Genomic DNA, 17,434 nt, shown 5'->3' with positions numbered 1-17,434 from the left:
AGAAGGACACGACTATGAAACAGTATCAAAAAGACTTCATCGCCTTCGCTATCGAGCGTGGGGTGCTGAAGTTCGGTGAGTTTACCTTAAAATCAGGCCGTACCAGCCCGTATTTCTTCAACGCTGGTCTGTTCAACAAAGGTGCTGACTTAGCGCGTTTGGGGCGCTTCTACGCCTCAGCACTTGAAGACAGCGGCGTCGCTTACGACGTACTGTTCGGCCCAGCGTACAAAGGCATTCCAATTGCCACCGCGGCCGCCATTGCCTTGTTTGATAACTTTGGCAAAGACGTGCCGTATTGCTTTAACCGTAAAGAAAAGAAAGACCACGGTGAAGGCGGTAACTTGGTCGGTTCAGCACTCGAAGGCAAAATCATGTTGGTTGACGACGTCATCACCGCTGGCACGGCCATTCGCGAGTCGATGGAAATCGTCAAAGCCAACCATGCGGAACTGGCTGGGGTATTGATTGCCCTCGATCGTCAAGAAAAAGGCCAAGGTGAACTTAGCGCAATTCAAGAAGTTGAACGCGACTTCGGTACCAAAGTGGTGAGCATCGTTAAACTTAATGACGTGATCGCTTACTTGGAAAACAACCCGGAACTCGCCGAGCATTTGGACGCGGTCACGGCGTACCGCGCCCAATATGGGGTTGCTTAAGCCTTAGAACTTCTCAGGTGGCGCGTATTGCATGCCAATGCGCGCATTCTGCACCTGACACTCTGCACCAGCTTTCTGCTTGGTCGCAGCTTCGCCACCCAGCAAAGTTAAAGTGAATTCGTCTTGCTTCACTTCCACCGAATCACGTTCACGACACAACAAGCGCAGTGCATCATACATGCCACGGCTACCCAAGAAATTGGTGGTTGGCTCTAACTGCACCACTTCTGCTTCATCAGCAAAGCTAACGTTGCTGACACCATCATTACTAAAACGCCCCGTCGAACCGGCCATCAAATAATGAAAACCAGCGGCAACCGCACGCTCGTTCTGTTGTGCGCCTACGGCGACAAACACCCCTCGCTCACCAGCCACTTTAAAGTCACCCGAACGTAGGTTCACCGCCAACGCAGTCGCGGCATCGACCCCCACCGCCATAGGCACGCGGTTGGTTGCTGCCACGCGCAATAAGCGGCCATGGTTGCCTTGCTCTCCCATGCGGGTATCAATGGTGCCCCAGCGGAACAAGCCTATGCCGCCCATCGGATGATAGGTCACGCTGTGCTCATTCAAATTACGCGGACACGTATTGTCTTTGTGGCAACCCAACCCCGGCACGCGTGCTGCAAACACGCCTTCGCGCAGCGCTTCACGGCTGCTACCGCCGGTTAATACCGCTTTGCCAGTCAACACATTGGCGGAACGACCGGCCGCCGCCACCACCAGTTTGTTCTTCGCTACCCGCTCCGCCATGGCCACCGCCAGTTCATTCGGCTCATTGCGCGAGGTGACAAACAATGGCCGCAACAAATCCGGATTACCATCGGCAAAATACACGGCATCGGCATTACGCAACTGGGTCAAGACATCACCGGCTTCACAAAACGCGACTTGGCGGGCATTCAACTCACGATGCACGACACCTCGACGATAGGCGCCCATCTCAGTCTCACGATAGCTATCAAGCTCATCACAGGCGTCAGCTTCACGCGCCGCCATAACGGCGACATCGAGCGGTAACCATGAGGCGTCAGCACCAGCACTGGCAAAGGTTTGCAGGTAGTAATTGACCAAATCGAGGCTATCCCGCTGGGCAGCGGTCACAACCAACACGTGCGGTGTCTCACCGTCAGCAGCTTGTTTGGCCTCGCCGACAATCATCTCTAAATAATCACGCGCAGCGCCCGTCTTGGTCGCTTTCAAATTAACGCCATACACGGCATCGCTCGCCGCCGGCAGCTCAAGGTAGTCAATCATCATGTTCCAATCTTGCTCTGAGAGCTGATCGTACATGTAACGCGTGGCACGGCGGGTAAACTCTTCGAGGAACACCCGTTCAGACACTACATCTTGCTTGATGCGGTCTTTCAATAGTTCCAAGGCTTCTTTTAGATCGTCGCGCACTTGTGTGCGCATCGGCCAATTCTTACCAGCCAACAAAGGTGTGATCGACTTTTCCGAGAGGTTCAAATAACGGTCGCTACGCATGCTATCAACGTCTAACCAATCGGTATCAAAACAACGCTGCCAGGCCATGCTAGAACAGACTTCCAGCGCATCACCGAGCAGAATCAAGGGATAGTAATCGTCTTGCTCTTGCGCGCTATTCTTCGTTTGCGCAAACGCATTGCCCGAGCTCAGTCCGGCAAGCACTGCCAAACCTGCGGCCCAAATAAACTGACGCATGTGCTGACTCCTCATAGACTTGCGTAATGGAGAACAGTGTAACACCTTTTCATCGGTATCCGAGCTGCTATACTGCACGCAATACCTAAGACCTTATGTGAGGCGCAGAAGTTGCATTCAACCCGCACGTTTTGTTGGCCATGGTTCAGTCTCATTGCGGTGCTCTTTCTGACGAGTACGGCGCCAGTGCGCGCGCTCGATCACACGCCCGAGAGCACCAGCACCGAACCGCCGACAGAACTGGTGTTTCGCCAGCCTGAAGCTTCGCCCATCGCTAACTTTGCGGTTGCCTTACTGACCGAAGCCTATGCTGAAATGGGGATTCGCCTGCGCTTTGTTGAAATGCCGCGCGAACGTAGCTTGAACGAAGCGAATAAGGGCCATATCGCCGGCGAGCTCGGTCGTATTCCAACCATCGATAAAGACTTTGAGCATTTACGCCGTGTCGACTTTCCCCTCTACGAAGCCGAGATGGTGCTGGTTGCAGACCGCCGTAACTGTGGCTTATGCAGCTTTAATGACATCGAAAGTTTTACCTACATTGGTGGCACTCATGCTGCCGAGCAAGTCTTGGCTGAGCATGAAGTAAGCAAGCCAAATATTAAAGCACTGAGCTTTGAGCAAGCCAAACTGCTGTACGAAAATGGCCGCGTCGAGGCCATGCTACTTAGCAGTTTCGAAGCCGAACAGCTCGAGTGCATTAATAATCCGTACACTATTGTGGTGCCGTTCAAGCGCAACACGGGCTATCACTTTTTGCATGAACGCCATGCTGCACTGATCCCACAGCTCGAGCGCATCTTGCATCGTTTGGCGCGCTCGGGGCGGGTGGCGCAATTGATGCAAGAACACGACGCGCAAAGCCTTTCCATGCAACATTTTATGAGTCTGCCGCAATTTGGATCGGTCACTCTGACAGCCGGGCACTGGCCGGGCTACACCAACCTTGATGGTAGCGGCTACTACTGGCAATTGATGCGGGAAATTTTCGAGCCCGTTACCGATGACATTAACTTCCACAGCAACAGTGTGAACCGCGCCTACCGCGGCTTTGACGAAGAACGTTTCGATGCGTTAGTGGGGACGGTCGCGGTACAAGTGTCCGACGACACCATTTTGTCCCGTACTCATATAAACTTCGATCGCGCCTTGTACTTGTTCGCCAAGCAGCAAGACGCCATCAGTGACACCCTCGCGGGGGCGCTGGAACGTCCGGTCTGCCATGTCGCCGGCTATCAGTACGAGCAGTTGCTACCTAACCAACTGAAGTTTTACTCAGTATCGGACTACCTCGATTGTTTCGCCATGCTCGACATGGGCCGCGTTGGCGCCGTCGTCGCTTATGAAGAAGACGCTCCCGACTGGAGTGAGTCGCCGTACGCCAAGCACAAGTTGCGCGACGGCTTGCCAATACATTTGGCGTTTCACCGTAACCCGCGCGGCTACCGTTTACGTGATTGGTTTGATCGCACCTTCCGCTTGTTGGTGGAAGAACGCCGTATCGACCAAGTCTACAGCCAGGAAATGCTCCAGCGTGCGTATTTCGACACCACACCACCTCCGACCTCAGCATCTGCGACAGGATCAGACTAGATGTTTCACATAGCTTTACATACGCCGGTGATGCCGGCGAATACGGGAAATATTATCCGTTTGTCGGCCAATAATGGCTGCCAATTGCATTTAATTGAGCCGCTGGGCTTTGATTTTGAAGAAAAGAAATTACGCCGCGCCGGGCTCGATTATCATGATCTCAGCAATGTGAAACGCTACCCTGATTTTGCCGCTTTTAAAGCGGCCATGGGCGAGCGCCCAATGTTTGCCTGCACCACCAAAGGCAGCCGTAGTTACACCAGCGTTGCCTATCCTGACGAAGCAGTATTATTGTTTGGTTCTGAAACCAGCGGTCTCCCTGATGAGGTGCTGGCAAGCTTTGATGCGGAGCACCGTATTCGCATTCCAATGATGCCGAACAACCGCTCGTTGAACCTCTCGAATGCCGTAGCGATCATTAGTTTTGAAGCATGGCGCCAACATGACTTTGCTGGAGGCAACTAAGTGAGCACGCAAAAAGACTATGCCTTTTGGGTCAAGCTCGCCACGCGTGCATCGGTCACCGTCGCCATTACCCTTATCGCGGTCAAATTGTGGGCTTGGCTAGCCACCGATGCCGCCAGTTTATTAGCCTCATTAACCGACTCCATGCTCGATGGCTTAGCCTCACTTTTTACCTTTTTCTCGGTGCGCTATGCGCTCCAACCCGCCGATCGTGAGCACCGTTTTGGTCATGGCAAAGCCGAATCGCTCGCCGCCCTAGTGCAATCGGCATTGATCACCGGTTCAGCGCTCTTATTGTTGGTGCACAGTGCGCAACAGCTTTGGCAAGGCAGTGCGCCAAGCCAGCCAACGCTTGGGGTCTACGTCTCGCTGTTTGCGATTGTTGCCACGCTGGGGTTGGTGATCTTGCAACGCCAGGCCATTAAACACACTGACTCCAAAGCCATTGCCGCTGACCATTTGCACTTTCAATCTGACTTATTACTTAACAGTGCGGTCATTGCCGCGTTGTTGCTCAGTGCTTACGGCTGGTATTGGGCAGATAGCGCTTTTGCTATTTTGATTGCCTGCTATCTAGGTTATGGCGCCATTCGTATCGGTTGGGAAGCCTTCCAAGGCCTAATGGACCGTGAGCTACCCGACGACGATAAAGCGAAAATCATTGAGGTACTAAAATCGACCGAGGGAGTGCATGGTTGGCATGACTTACGCACGCGTTCTTCCGGGCCGGTGCGCTTTATTCAGTGTCACGTGGAACTGCAAGATGAGCTATCACTGCGCGCCGCCCACGCCATTGCCGATAAGGCTGAACAACGCCTACGTGAGCTCTTTCCTGATACCGATGTGATTATTCACATGGACCCATTGTCGGAGGTCCCTGCTCACCGCGAAACCACGCCAACGCCTGCGTCACCGTAGGCGTGCGATAATCATCGGCTTCAATCAGTAACTCGTGTTTCGCCTTGTCAATGCGCACCAACTGGCTGTAGGGGTGTGACAAGGCACACACGAACTCTTGTTGCGCATGCGGCGCCACGATCACATCATGACCTGCCTGCAACACCAACACCGGTATATGGATATTGCCGGCTTCGGCGATTGCTTGCTTACAGGCGGTCAACGCTTGCGCCACCCAACGGAAGCTCGGCCCACCGAGTTGCACTTCAGGATGTTGTTGATAGTGTTCACGGAACATCACGTAACGGGCACTGCTGTGGGTAAGATCATTTTCGACAAAAGGCACTTCGGCGTAATCGCCGCTGCCAACGATGTACCAAGGCTGTTTCGGTGACAAAAGACGGTTCAGTACTGCCCCGGTATGAGCGACTGCCGCAGCAAGCCAGGTCGGCACAGCACCGGTTTGAATACCAAACATCGGCGAACACAATACTGCATTTTTGACTTTGTGGGGATAGCGCGCCAAATACAAGGCCGCAATGGCACTGCCCATCGAGTGCGCGAGCACATGCAGTGGTAAAGCGCTGCCATAATGTTCAAGGGTTTGCTGCTCAATAGCGCGCACAAAAGCGGCGAAGTCATCAACAAAGTCAGAAAAGTGATGGACATGCCCGTGATGGGGGTTGGCTGATAAGCGATCAGAGAAACCTTGGCCACGGTGATCAAGAATCGCCACCGCATAACCTTGTTGGCACAAGTCCCACACCAACTCAGGATATTTAATTGCGCCTTCAATACGACCTGGGCTGACAAGTACTACGGCCTTCGCGCCGGCTGGGCGGATCAAAAAATAGCGTAACGTCAGCTCATGCGGACGCACCAGTTCGAAGCGTTCGACATGATGCTGCCAAAAAGGGAACACGGTATCGCGGTAAAAAGCTTGCCACGCTTTGGTTTGCGCATCACTTGGTTTACTCGCTAATGGTTGCACCGGGCGTGCTCCTATAAATTACTCGTCCCTAAGTGGTAATTGTACCGTCACTTCTAAGCCACCCTCAGGGTGGTTCACTGCCGTAATCGACCCACCAAGAACTGCAGCGGTACGTAAGCTTAACGCCATGCCCAAGCCAACGCCAGCCTTGTGGTTGCGCGAAGGGTCAGCCCGGTAAAATGGCGTAAACAGCTGTGCCAGTTGCTCTTCCGGCACCCCAGCACCGTGGTCACGGATCACAATAGTGTAGTCGCTACCCACCTGTTGGCAACTTAACTCAACCACATCATCGGTGTACTGCAGGGCATTGCGCACAAGGTTTTCGACCACCAACCGTAACAACTCAGGATCGGTGTGTGTCACCGGCCAAGCGTCACTGTCGTGCACTTTTAAGCGCTCACCAAATTCAGCGTTCACATAGCGCAAATCTTTCACCAACTGCTCAACCAACCCATGTACCTTGATTTCTTCGGCTTGCAGGGTGATCAAACCATTTTCTAGGCGTGATAGCGACAAGATACGCTCAATAATCGCACTTAATCGCTCAAGATCGCGGCCAAGTTGCGCAAGATGTTCTTCACGCTCTGGGGTTGGGTCATCTTCATCGTCCTGACTGAGCATTAAGGCCACTTGCATGCGCGCCAAGGGTGAGCGTAATTCGTGCGAGACATCCGAAAGTAAGCGGCGCTGTGCATCACGCGACACGGCAAGATCACGCGCGGTGCTTTTCAGGGCGCGCGCCAATTGGCCTAACTCATCGCTCCGCTTGGGCAAGCGCTTCAATTCAGGTTGTTCACTACCTTTGGCAATTTCACGGGTGGCATTGGTCAAGCGACGCAACGGCATTACTAACCATACACCTAACAAGATAGCGATAAAGAAACTACCGAACAGTAGCGCAAGTGTTTGAATGCGCTGGGTTTGCCGTTCAGAAATAACCTGACTTTCGGTTTCTGCAGGGGTTGCGGGCCGCGTCAGCAGAATCCGATAGCCTTCATGTACGAACGGTCCCAGCAGCATTCGATTACCAAGTAACACTTGTTCAGGATGTTGTGCTTCAAGCTGCTGCATCAGCACATGCTGGTGATTCGCGCTCAAGGTGCGATCAAGCTGCAGGCGCTCTTGTCCTGCAGGCGATAAACTTGCCGCCACCCGATAATCACCGGCCAGTAACCGCCCCGGTTGTAACGAGCGGAACACTTCCACATTCGAAAGTACCGGTGCAAGCGAGGCTTGTACTTCCGCCGGCACCGGAACCGGCACCGACGGCTTACTAAACCATAAGGCGAGCAAGTAACCGCTACTAGCTACGGCGAAAAACAACACCCAAAACAGTAGCAGAAGTCGCAGTGATAGCGAATGATACCAGCGCATCCGTCAGCCTTATGCGAACTGAATGATACGATAACCACGACCACGCACCGTTTGAATGCGCTCAGGGTCGATAGGAAGCTTCTTACGAATATTGCTGATATGTACGTCGAGGCTGCGATCAAACGGCGCCAACGAACGGCCAAGGGCGGCAACAGACAATTGGTCTTTGCTCACCACTTCGCCATTGGCATGGACGAGCGTACGCAAAATATCAAATTCTGTCGGCGTTAAGTCCAACAAGGTATCGTCACAACGCGCTTCGTTTTGCGTCGGGTCAATCACAAACCCAGCAAACACACTTTTCTCTTGGCGGACTGTGGTATTTGGCGTGCGACGCAACAATGCCTTCACACGGGCAACCAACTCTTTTGGATAGAAAGGTTTTGGTAAGTAGTCATCGGCACCAAGCTCAAGACCAGCCACGCGATCTTCATCGTCACCACGGGCGGTAAGCATCAATACCGGGGTATTGCGCGCTTGCTGACGCAAACGTTGCAACAACTGAAAGCCATCAATTCCTGGCAACATGACATCGAGCAAAATCAAGTCAAACGAGCCGCTTAGAGCACGCTCAAGTCCGGTCTCACCATCAGGTGCTAAGGTGAGCTGGAAACCTTCTTTAGTGAGGATTTGCTCCAACATACTACTTAATTCAGCATCATCATCTACAAGTAATAATTTGCTCATGGTGGTTCTCACTGTTAGTTGTTGTTCTTTACACACTAAGCATAATGTAAAGACACTAATGTAAATAGATAGTCTGTTTACGCTTCTTTTACTAACTCCTTGAGTTTGCGGGTAATGGTGTTTCGCCCCCAGCCCAATTTTTCTGCAGCTTGCTGTTTATGGCCGTCGGTAGCGGCTAATGCCGCGTGCAACGCCATGGTTTCGACTTGCTGCACCACCTCTGTTAACACCTGCGTCGCGTCGCTCGCCATTTGCTGGTCAAGATAGCTCCGTAAAGCCGTTTGCCAGTCACTGGCTTGCGCCGTGCTCGCACTGGCGCCTACTTCGGCAGGTAAATCACTTACATCCACTTGGCGTGCCGGCGCCATCACGGTCAACCAGCGGCACAAGTTTTCCAATTGTCGCACATTCCCCGGCCAGGCAAGGCTTTGTAGCTTGGTTTCTGCCGCAGGGGTTAGTTGTTTCGGCTCAGCATTGAGCTCGACCGCCGCTTTTTGCAGAAAATGGCGCGCCAATTGTGGAATGTCACTGCGTCGCTCGGCGAGGGTCGGTAACTGTAAGCGAATGACGTTAAGGCGGTGGAATAAATCTTCCCGAAACGCATTGTCTTGTACCCGTTGCTCAAGGTGTTGATGGGTCGCGGCGATAATACGCACATTGACCCGCACCGGTTCATAACTGCCGACCGGATAAAATTGTCCTTCGGCCAACACGCGTAATAAACGGGTTTGTACCGCCAGTGGCATGTCGCCAATTTCATCCAAAAACAAGGTGCCACCATCGGCTTGCTCAAAACGGCCGCGGCGGCGTTGAGTGGCGCCAGTGAACGCCCCTTTTTCATGGCCAAACAGTTCCGATTCAATCAAGTCGGCTGGAATAGCAGCCATGTTCAGCGCAATGAACGGCTTGCCTTGGCGCGGGCTATGCTGGTGCAGCGCCCGTGCCACCAGCTCTTTACCAGTCCCCGATGCGCCCGTGATCAGCACCGTTGCACTGGAGTGCGACAACTTGCCAATGGCACGAAAAACGTCCTGCATGGCCGGCGCCGCACCAATCAACCCTGACAGCGAGTCCTCGTGCTCAGCACCCGCTTGCTCGCGCTGCTCCAGTTGCAAGGCCCGTCCGACGGTGTGCACCACTTCATCTAAATCAAAGGGCTTGGCCAGATACTCAAACGCGCCACCTTGAAATGCGCTAACGGCGGAATCGAGGTCAGAATGGGCGGTCATGACAATCACCCGTAACTGCGGATGATGTTGCCGCATGTACTCCAGCACCGCCAAACCATCGTCACCGGGCATACGAATATCGGTAAGTAACACCAGGGGGTGCTGCTGTTGTAAGGCGGCATACAAACTCGCTGCGTCAGCAAAGCTGCGGCTTTGCAGGCCGGCACGCTGCAAGGCGCGTTCCAGTACCCAACGGATCGAACTATCGTCGTCCAGTAGCCAAATCGGTTGTTCACTTTGCATCACTGGCCTCTCTTACACCTCATCACTCTGGTTCTGTTGCCGCGTTTCAATATAGGGTAAATACAACAAAAAGCGGGTTTGTCCGGGTTCTGATAACAGCTCCACTTTGCCGGCGTGTTGGTGCACCACGTTTTGCGTAATGGCGAGTCCCAACCCAGTGCCGCCGGCACGACCACTGACCATAGGATAAAATAAGGTCTCTTTTAACGCGTCCGGTACCCCGGGACCATTGTCCTGCACCTCAATCACGGCACATTGCCGATACCGCTGGCCATATAAGGTTTGCTGATGCAGCACTCGGGTGCGCAGAGAAATCACACCACCGCCGCTGGCAAGCGCGTCGCAAGCGTTGATCACCACGTTCAAAATAGCTTGTTCAATGGCATCCGCCGCCATGGTTAGCTCCGGCAAGCTGGGATCGTAGTCGCGCTCAAAGGTGATCTTCGCCGACGCACTTAACTGCGCCACGGCAATCACCCGTTCGATCACTTCATGCACATTGGTGCGTGCACGTTGCGGCAATTCGTGCGAGCCGAGCATACGATCGACCAAGTTCCGCAGGCGGTCGGCTTGCTGCATGATCAAATCGGTGTAATCACGCAGGCCGTCATCAGGCAGCTCACTCGCAAGTAACTGAGCAGCACCGCGCAAACCACCTAGCGGGTTCTTAATTTCATGGGCAAGGCCACGCACCATGCTGTGCGCCGCTTGTAGTTGCAGTTGCTGCGCGTTTTCTTGGTTAATGCGACGAATTTGATCAACTTGGCGCAACTCCAATAGCAATTGCGGTGTCGCGCTTTGCGCTGCACCATGTTTCGGTAACAAGGGTTGGGCGATAAACTCAACGGTCACTCGCTGGCCATCGTGGAAAATCCAAGTAACGTCACTGTCCGAAACACTCTGCACGTCACGCAGGGCATGCCGCAACACATCCGGTTCTAGTGAACTAAAACTGAACAAACTAAAGAAAGGAGCGCCGAGTAGCCGCTTGCGACTGCCATCGAGCATGGCTTCAGCAGCAGCGTTCATGTAGCGAATGTGCAAGTGTGCATCAAGCTGCACAATGCCGGTGAGCAACTGATCCCAATCCGGTTGCACCATGTTGGTGCAATCGGCTTTAGTCACCCGCGCCTCCGCCTCCCTGCAACGCAGGATTAAACACTGAGGCTTTGTGAATATAAACCACCACGGTTTCTGAACGTGCCAGTTCGTTGCCGCCATCTTCAAACAGTCGTACTTGCAGGCGATGTTCGCCGCGATTCAGTGCGCTTAAGGTAACGCCTGTGGCAGGGCCATCGTAGGCCAGCTGACTATCCACCCAAAGTTCGTAATGCAGACGAATTTTGCTATCACCCACTTCAGCCTGCCACTGCACCTCGACAATGCCTTCATTGCTGCGAATGCTTTGTTGTTGCTGCGGGCTGACAATGCTGATTTGGGCAGGACCGACATAGTCACTGCTGTCATCGTTGGCAACCGGTGCTGAAGAAGGGGGCGGGGCGAGCGAGCGAAATTCTGTCACTACAGGTTCAACCTGCACAGGCTCACTACCGTCTTGTTTTTCATCGGTGTAGATGACGGTGCCGTCGTCGAGGGTTTTCTTATAGATTTGCGCCGTTGCCGACGCAATACTCAAGATAGCCAATAGCAGGAGGCTAGCAAGCCAAAGGATGTTCGTTGCATAGCAGCGTTTTTTCATCGGTTTACACGCCTCCTGTCCGGTTATCTAACGCATGATTTAGACGCTGTAGTACAGGTCAAACTCAAGCGGGTGGGTCGCCATTTTCAACGCCATCACGTCAGCTTTCTTCAGCTTGATGTAGGCATCGATCATGTCGTCAGTCATGACGCCACCTTGGGTTAAGAACTCACGATCTTTGTCCAACGCTTCCAACGCCATTTCCAACGAGTCACACACGGTTGGAATTTCTTTAGCTTCTTCTGCTGGCAAGTCGTACAAGTCTTTATCCATGGCATCGCCAGGGTGGATCTTGTTCTTAATACCATCAAGACCCGCCATCAACAATGCTGTGAAGCACAAGTATGGGTTTGCTGCTGGGTCAGGGAAACGCACTTCGATACGACGTGCTTTCGCGCTTGAAACCAATGGAATACGAATTGACGCAGAACGGTTACGGGCTGAGTAGGCCAACATTACTGGCGCTTCAAAACCTGGCACTAAACGCTTGTACGAGTTGGTCGCAGGGTTAGCAAAGGCGTTGATTGCACGTGCGTGCTTGATGATACCACCGATGTAGTACAACGCCGTTTCACTCAAACCACCGTACTGGTCGCCAGCAAAGAGGTTTTGTCCGTCTTTGCTCAATGACATGTGCACGTGCATACCTGAACCGTTATCACCAACCAAAGGTTTTGGCATAAAGGTCGCCGTCATACCGTACGAGTGCGCAACGTTGTGTACCACATACTTGTAAACTTGAATTTCGTCCGCTTTCTTAGTCAAGGTATTGAAGCGGGTTGCCACTTCGTTCTGACCAGCAGTTGCGACTTCGTGATGGTGTGCTTCAACCACTAAGCCCATATCTTCCATCACTGTACACATAGTGCTACGGATGTCGTGCGCAGAGTCTACTGGTGGTACTGGGAAGTAACCGCCTTTCACACCTGGGCGGTGCGCTAAGTTGCCGTCCGTGTATTCTTTACCTGAGTTCCACTTCGCTTCTTCAGCTTCGATTTTGAAGAACGAACCACTCATGTCGGTGTGGAAACGCACGTCGTTGAATAAGAAGAACTCTGGCTCTGGACCAAATAACGCGGTGTCAGCAAAACCTGCGCTTTGCAAGTAAGCTTCGGCGCGACGCGCGATGGAACGCGGGTCACGGTCGTAACCTTGCATGGTGTCTGGCTCAAGGATGTCACACACCACGTTCATGGTGATTTCATCGGTGAACGGGTCAAGTACCACTGAGCTGCAGTCAGGCATCAAAACCATGTCTGATTCGTTAATGCCTTTCCAGCCACCAATCGATGAACCGTCAAACATTTTGCCTTCTTCGAAGAACTCTTCGTTAATCTGTGACACCGGGATGGTGACGTGTTGCTCTTTACCTTTGGTATCGGTAAAGCGTAGGTCAACGAATTTCACTTCGTTTTCTTCAATAAAACTCATTACGTCTTGTGGTGTCGACATGTAGTCCTCCGAGATGGCGAATGTCTATGAACAAAAAAGTATAGTTGAGTTTGCGACAGCCATTGGCAAACCCTTTTTAAAAAACTTACTAAGGTCTTTGCAAACAGTGTGCCAAAACTAAATTATGCTTTTATTTCATATGGTTAAATAAATCGCTCTGCGTGCCACGGCATTTTTTGCACCGCGCCAGCGCATTTCCGCTTTATTTTGCACCATTATAGTGCAGAAAACCGCACTATGATAGTGCGGTTCACTCCGAGTTCGTTACCCACGCTGCTTCGCCAATTGCCGACGTAGCAACGACGCGTACAGCAGTGGAATCACTACCAAGGTCAGCACCGTAGACACCGCAATACCGAAGATCAAACTCACTGCGAGACCATTGAAGATGGGGTCATCCAAAATAAAGAAGGCTCCCATCATGGCGGCAATCGCCGTCAACACAATCGGTTGCGTACGCACGGCCGCGGCTTCAATCACCGCATCATTCAAGGCTTTACCTTGCGCCACCGCATCGCGAATAAAGTCGACCAACAAAATCGAGTTCCGCACAATGATACCGGCCAAGGCAATCATGCCGATCATTGAGGTTGCGGTGAATTGCGCACCCAACAAGGCGTGCCCCGGCATAATGCCGATCAAGGTTAACGGAATCGGTGCCATGATCACTAGTGGCACACCGTAGCTACCAAAATGACCGACCACCAGTAAGTAAATCAGCAGCAGTCCAACCGCATAGGCAAGGCCCATGTCACGGAAGGTTTCATAGGTGATTTGCCACTCACCATCCCATTTCAACGCGGTTTGATCCCACTCGGTCGGCTGGCTGATGTAGCTTTGCGGCATGTCGATATTGCCCGCTGCGGCAAACAAGCCATACAGCGGCGAGTCGACCTTGCCCGCCATGTCGGCGGTCACGTAAGCGACAGGACGCAAGTCTTTGTGATAACGCGGTTGCTGCAACGGCACTTGCACACGCTCAATAAAGGCACTCAGCGGTACAGCCGCACCGCTCGTGTTGGTCACCGTTAAGCTTTCCAACTGCGCCAGCTGACCTTGCCAATTGGCCGGCATATGCAACTGCACAGGCACCGGCTGTAGTTGCTGCGGCAGTGCCACATAGGTCACCGGCATGCCTTGTAACGCAGTTTGTAATACCTGTACCGCCTGCGCTGGGTTCACCCCCAACCGCGTTGCACGCGCGGTATTGATCTGCCAAATTTCCTCGGTTCCGGCATCGACTAACGTACTGTCGATATCCACCACGCCGTCCGTTGCGGCTAACGCCTCGATAACCTGCTGCACACCGGTCACTTGCGCATGGTGCGACGGCGCATAAACCTCAGCCACGATAGGAGCCATTACCGGCGGACCCGGTGGCACTTCGACCACTTTTAAACGTCCCCCAGCAGTCGCTGCAATCGGCGTTAATAGCGGGCGAATCGCTAACGCAATTTCATGGCTGGCCCGATCGCGCGCATCTTTATCGGCCAAGATCACTTGCACATCGCCTTGGTGCGATAAGCTGCGCAGATAATACTGGCGTACTAAGCCATTAAATCCGATCGGCGAGGCCGTACCTGCATAAATCTGCGTGGCCGTAACTTCCGGTACCTCATCAAGCTTTTCAGCTAACGCCAAGAGCACGGCATTGGTTTGCTCCAACGGCGTGTGCTCTGGCATATCTAAGACCAGCTTAATTTCGCTTTTATTGTCAAACGGCAGCATCTTCAACACCACCGCCTGCACCACGGCGAGCCCCATCACCGCCATAATCAGCGCGATGAGACCAAAACCCATGAGGTAACGCTTTTTACGGCTTTGCAATAACGGCTGCATCAGTTTGCTAAACATCCGCTGCAAACGACCATCGGGTGGGGTACCAGCGTCATGATGATCACCCTTGCCGCTATCTCGCATGAGATGGCGCGCCAGCCAAGGTGTTACCGTTAGAGCAATGATCAGTGACAGTACCATTCCCATCGAGGCGTTGATCGGGATCGGACTCATGTACGGGCCCATTAAACCACTGACAAAGGCCATCGGCAGCAAGGCGGCAATCACCGTGAAGGTGGCCAGAATGGTCGGCCCACCCACTTCATCCACTGCTGGTGGAATAGCTTCTTTCAATGATTTGCCCATGCCTAAGTGACGGTGAATGTTTTCCACCACCACGATGGCGTCATCGACCAAAATACCAATCGAGAAAATCAAGGCGAACAGCGACACGCGGTTTAAGGTAAAGCCCCACGCCCACGAAGCAAACAAGGTGGTCGCCAAAGTCAGCACCACCGCCGAGCCGACCACCACAGCTTCTCGTTTGCCGAGCGCAAACAGCACCAGCGCGACCACCGAAATGGTGGCGAAAATCAGCTTTTGAATCAGCTTCGAGGCTTTGTCGTCGGCAGTTTGACCATAGTTACGGGTCACCTCAACATTGAGCGCCGGTGGCAACCACTGCTGCTCCAACGTATCGAGGCGGGTCAACACACGTTCAGCAACATCTACGGCGTTTTCCCCCGCTTTTTTGGTCACCGTCATGGTCACCGCAGGTTGCACCTCGCCGGCTTTACTACGAGACCACACGTAGCGTGAAGGCTTACTTGGACCGGTGTGAATGTCGGCCACCTGGTCCAATCGCACCGGACGACCGTCCACCACCGCCACAATCAATTCGCGTAACTCACGCTCACTGGCAATGAAGCTGCCCGCTTGCACTTGAATATGCTGCCCTTGCTGTAAGCGATAACCTGCTTGAGCACTGGCGTTGTGGCTCATGAGCGCCTGCGCCACCCGATTAAAATCAAGCCCCGCTTGCTGTAGCGCAGTGCTATCAAGGGTAACACTGATCTGCTCAGGCTCAGCGCCAATCACATCAACGTCCCGTACTCCTTCGACGTTCAACAACGGGGCGCGCAGTGTATCGGCCACCGATTTTAAATCTAACGTCTCAGAGGTTAGCGTCAGACCCAAAATCGGGACATCGTCGATACCCCGCGCTTTAACCAGTGGTTGGCTCGTCGCCGGATGCTGTGGCTGCCACGATGCCAAGCTGTCAAACAACTCCACCAAGGCTTTTTCACGTGCCACACCAACGTCGAACTGTACCGTTACCAAAGCTTGCCCTGGTTGCGCGACCGAATAAATGTGCTCAACACCCTGCATCCGCGCAAAGTGTTGTTCCAGAGGCGTCGCCAGTTGCTGTTCAACTTGCTCCACCCGTGCACCGGGGAAGGCCACCATGACATCGGCCATGGTCACGTCAATCTGGGGCTCTTCTTCACGCGGCGTAATGCTTGCCGCCAACAAGCCTAATACCAGACCAAACAACGCCAATAGCGGGGTTAACTGAGACCGTTCCCCCCATGCTGCTAAGCGTCCTGCAATGCCCATTTTAGTTGCCATAGGTCACCACCTCGTCGACCTGTAAACCACTTACCACTTCAACCCAATCGTCACCTTGTGCGCCCAATCGCACCGCGCGCCAGCTGCCTTCAGCAAGCTTCACTAAGGTAAGCTCCCCTTGTTGCGTAACTGCCGCCGGCGGAATCACTACACCCAAATGTTCGCCCACTTGCAGCGTCACAGCTTGCCACTGGCCCGGCACTAAGCCGGTATCGGCAGGTAAATACAACCGCACCCGTTGCGTTCCCGTCCGTTGTTCCACCGTCGGAAACACGCGCAATTGTGCCGGCGTAACGCCGGCGACGGTCGCATTTGCAAAGGTCGCAATCGCTGCGGCATAGGTCGCAGGTACATCGACATGAATGCGCAATTCCGCCGGGTCAAAACCACTCATTAACGGTGTCCCTGGTTGCACCAATTCCCCCGGTTCCACCCAACGGGCGCTAACCACGCCGGCATACGGCGCTTTCACTTCGGTGTACGACAATTGTTCTTGCGCGCGCGCTAACGCAGCTGTTGCTGAGCGCTGTTGAGCTTTAGCACTATCCAACGCCGCTTGCGCGCGATCCAATTCCGCCTCTGGTACGAGTTTTTGCGTGACCAAACGCTGCACCCGATCAAACTCTTGCTGGGCGGCCAGTAGCCCCGCATCACTTGCGGCAACCTGCGCTTCGGCTTGGCGCACCAGTTGGTATTGCTCTACCGAGGTTAGCGTAACGATAGTAGCGCCCGCGGGCACTTCATCCCCCACATCTACCCAGACGCGTTCCACGCGCCCAGATACTTGCGCCGACACCGTCGCCGCATTGGTGGCTTCCACCACGCCCTGCAACTGTAAATAGTCAGGCAGCAGTTGCTGTTTGGCGACAGCCGTATCATTGGCATAGCTTGGTGCTGCCAATAGACCTACCATTACCACCCATAAACCAAAGGTTTGTTGTGCTAACGCTTTCATAGTTTTCACCTTTTCCAATGCCTGTTCGCGACAGCCCTATACCTTTCGAGCGCATCACACGTAATTTAGATTTTACTTATTTTAGTAAACTCTAAAATA

General features: G+C 53.4%; 14 protein-coding genes. 4 read left to right on the top strand and 10 right to left on the bottom strand.

Annotated features, from left to right (window positions below; all coding sequences use genetic code 11):
* Positions 1-14: 14 nt before the first annotated feature.
* Entirely contained in the window at positions 15-659 is a 645-nt protein-coding gene (gene pyrE / locus G535_RS0102225) for an orotate phosphoribosyltransferase (protein ID WP_026860572.1), read from the top strand.
* A 3-nt stretch (positions 660-662) separates the two neighbouring features.
* Here pyrE and G535_RS0102220 read toward each other — a convergent pair whose 3' ends face one another.
* Positions 663-2,345: a type 1 glutamine amidotransferase family protein gene (locus G535_RS0102220; protein ID WP_026860571.1), complete on the bottom strand. Its 1,683-nt coding sequence runs from the start codon at positions 2,343-2,345 to the stop codon at positions 663-665.
* Positions 2,346-2,456: 111 nt separating this feature from the next.
* Between G535_RS0102220 and G535_RS0102215 the strand changes: the two genes are divergently transcribed.
* From G535_RS0102215 to fieF, 3 genes are read left to right on the top strand one after another with little or no spacing between them, the layout of a single operon-like run.
* Positions 2,457-3,938: a substrate-binding periplasmic protein gene (locus G535_RS0102215; protein ID WP_026860570.1), complete on the top strand. Its 1,482-nt coding sequence runs from the start codon at positions 2,457-2,459 to the stop codon at positions 3,936-3,938.
* Complete coding sequence (locus G535_RS0102210; RefSeq protein ID WP_026860569.1) at positions 3,939-4,403, top strand: tRNA (cytidine(34)-2'-O)-methyltransferase; 465 nt, start codon at positions 3,939-3,941, stop codon at positions 4,401-4,403.
* Entirely contained in the window at positions 4,404-5,321 is a 918-nt protein-coding gene (gene fieF, locus G535_RS0102205; RefSeq protein WP_026860568.1) for a cation efflux pump FieF, read from the top strand.
* Here fieF and G535_RS12685 read toward each other — a convergent pair.
* The 9 genes from G535_RS12685 to G535_RS12680 form a co-directional block, all read right to left on the bottom strand.
* Entirely contained in the window at positions 5,251-6,291 is a 1,041-nt protein-coding gene (locus G535_RS12685) for an alpha/beta fold hydrolase (protein WP_051206904.1), read from the bottom strand. The two genes, fieF and G535_RS12685, sit on opposite strands and share 71 nt — an antisense overlap.
* 18 nt (positions 6,292-6,309) lie before the next feature.
* Positions 6,310-7,665 (bottom strand): HAMP domain-containing sensor histidine kinase, encoded by a 1,356-nt coding sequence (locus G535_RS0102195; protein WP_026860567.1) that lies wholly within the window; start codon positions 7,663-7,665, stop codon positions 6,310-6,312.
* 9 nt (positions 7,666-7,674) lie between these two features.
* Positions 7,675-8,352 carry a response regulator transcription factor gene (locus G535_RS0102190; protein ID WP_026860566.1) on the bottom strand — a complete coding sequence of 226 codons (678 nt, stop codon included), beginning with the start codon at positions 8,350-8,352 and terminating at the stop codon, positions 7,675-7,677.
* Between the two features lie 77 nt (positions 8,353-8,429).
* Positions 8,430-9,824, bottom strand: coding sequence for a nitrogen regulation protein NR(I) (gene ntrC, locus G535_RS0102185; RefSeq protein WP_026860565.1), 1,395 nt, complete (start codon positions 9,822-9,824; stop codon positions 8,430-8,432).
* A 12-nt stretch (positions 9,825-9,836) separates the two neighbouring features.
* Entirely contained in the window at positions 9,837-10,949 is a 1,113-nt protein-coding gene (glnL, locus tag G535_RS0102180) for a nitrogen regulation protein NR(II) (protein ID WP_241970484.1), read from the bottom strand.
* Positions 10,942-11,523, bottom strand: coding sequence for a DUF4124 domain-containing protein (locus tag G535_RS0102175; protein WP_026860563.1), 582 nt, complete (start codon positions 11,521-11,523; stop codon positions 10,942-10,944). Before G535_RS0102175 ends, glnL begins: the two co-directional genes overlap by 8 nt.
* A gap of 39 nt (positions 11,524-11,562) precedes the next feature.
* Positions 11,563-12,975, bottom strand: a complete 1,413-nt coding sequence (gene glnA / locus G535_RS0102170) for a glutamate--ammonia ligase (RefSeq protein ID WP_026860562.1) — start codon at positions 12,973-12,975, stop codon at positions 11,563-11,565.
* A gap of 264 nt (positions 12,976-13,239) precedes the next feature.
* Complete coding sequence (locus G535_RS0102165; RefSeq protein ID WP_026860561.1) at positions 13,240-16,380, bottom strand: efflux RND transporter permease subunit; 3,141 nt, start codon at positions 16,378-16,380, stop codon at positions 13,240-13,242.
* Entirely contained in the window at positions 16,370-17,335 is a 966-nt protein-coding gene (locus tag G535_RS12680; protein WP_051206903.1) for an efflux RND transporter periplasmic adaptor subunit, read from the bottom strand. Before G535_RS12680 ends, G535_RS0102165 begins: the two co-directional genes overlap by 11 nt.
* Between the last annotated feature and the right edge of the window lie 99 nt (positions 17,336-17,434).

Source organism: Pseudidiomarina sediminum DSM 21906, from assembly GCF_000423165.1.
GTDB lineage: Bacteria > Pseudomonadota > Gammaproteobacteria > Enterobacterales > Alteromonadaceae > Pseudidiomarina > Pseudidiomarina sediminum.
The sequence above is the reverse complement of the archived record's forward strand: the minus strand, read 5'-3'. Positions and strand labels throughout refer to the sequence as shown.